The organism is Enterorhabdus sp. P55 (assembly GCF_009911695.1).
Taxonomy (GTDB): Bacteria; Actinomycetota; Coriobacteriia; order Coriobacteriales; family Eggerthellaceae; genus Enterorhabdus.
Genome location: NZ_QWKK01000244.1, coordinates 1 through 1,067, shown reverse-complemented (window position 1 = coordinate 1,067; position 1,067 = coordinate 1). Strand labels below are relative to the sequence as shown.

Genomic DNA, 1,067 nt, shown 5'->3' with positions numbered 1-1,067 from the left:
AATGAGGGCATCGTTCCCACTGCGATGCTGGTTGCCAACGATCAGATGGCGCTGGGCGCAATGCGCGCCATTACCGAGTCCGGGCTGCGCGTTGGTGCGGATATCTCGGTAGTGGGATACGACGATACCGAAGACAGCTCATGTTATATCCCGCCGTTAACCACCATCAAACAGGATTTTCGCCTGCTGGGGCAAACCAGCGTGGACCGCTTGCTGCAACTCTCTCAGGGCCAGGCGGTGAAGGGCAATCAGCTGTTGCCCGTCTCACTGGTGAAAAGAAAAACCACCCTGGCGCCCAATACGCAAACCGCCTCTCCCCGCGCGTTGGCCGATTCATTAATGCAGCTGGCACGACAGGTTTCCCGACTGGAAAGCGGGCAGTGAGCGCAACGCAATTAATGTAAGTTAGCTCACTCATTAGGCACCGGGATCTCGACCGATGCCCTTGAGAGCCTTCAACCCAGTCAGCTCCTTCCGGTGGGCGCGGGGCATGACTATCGTCGCCGCACTTATGACTGTCTTCTTTATCATGCAACTCGTAGGACAGGTGCCGGCAGCGCTCTGGGTCATTTTCGGCGAGGACCGCTTTCGCTGGAGCGCGACGATGATCGGCCTGTCGCTTGCGGTATTCGGAATCTTGCACGCCCTCGCTCAAGCCTTCGTCACTGGTCCCGCCACCAAACGTTTCGGCGAGAAGCAGGCCATTATCGCCGGCATGGCGGCCCCACGGGTGCGCATGATCGTGCTCCTGTCGTTGAGGACCCGGCTAGGCTGGCGGGGTTGCCTTACTGGTTAGCAGAATGAATCACCGATACGCGAGCGAACGTGAAGCGACTGCTGCTGCAAAACGTCTGCGACCTGAGCAACAACATGAATGGTCTTCGGTTTCCGTGTTTCGTAAAGTCTGGAAACGCGGAAGTCAGCGCCCTGCACCATTATGTTCCGGATCTGCATCGCAGGATGCTGCTGGCTACCCTGTGGAACACCTACATCTGTATTAACGAAGCGCTGGCATTGACCCTGAGTGATTTTTCTCTGGTCCCGCCGCATCCATACCGCCAGTTGTT

3 pseudogenes are annotated in these 1,067 nt (G+C 57.5%); all 3 read left to right on the top strand.

The features are described from left to right. Positions 1 to 384, top strand: a pseudogene (lacI, locus tag D1643_RS11085) (DNA-binding transcriptional repressor LacI); the annotation flags it as partial. Positions 385 to 433: 49 nt separating this feature from the next. Continuing rightward, positions 434 to 775: pseudogene (locus D1643_RS11080) on the top strand (hypothetical protein); the annotation flags it as partial. Between the two features lie 50 nt (positions 776 to 825). Beyond that, positions 826 to 1,067 (top strand): annotated as a pseudogene (locus tag D1643_RS12290) (hypothetical protein); the annotation flags it as partial.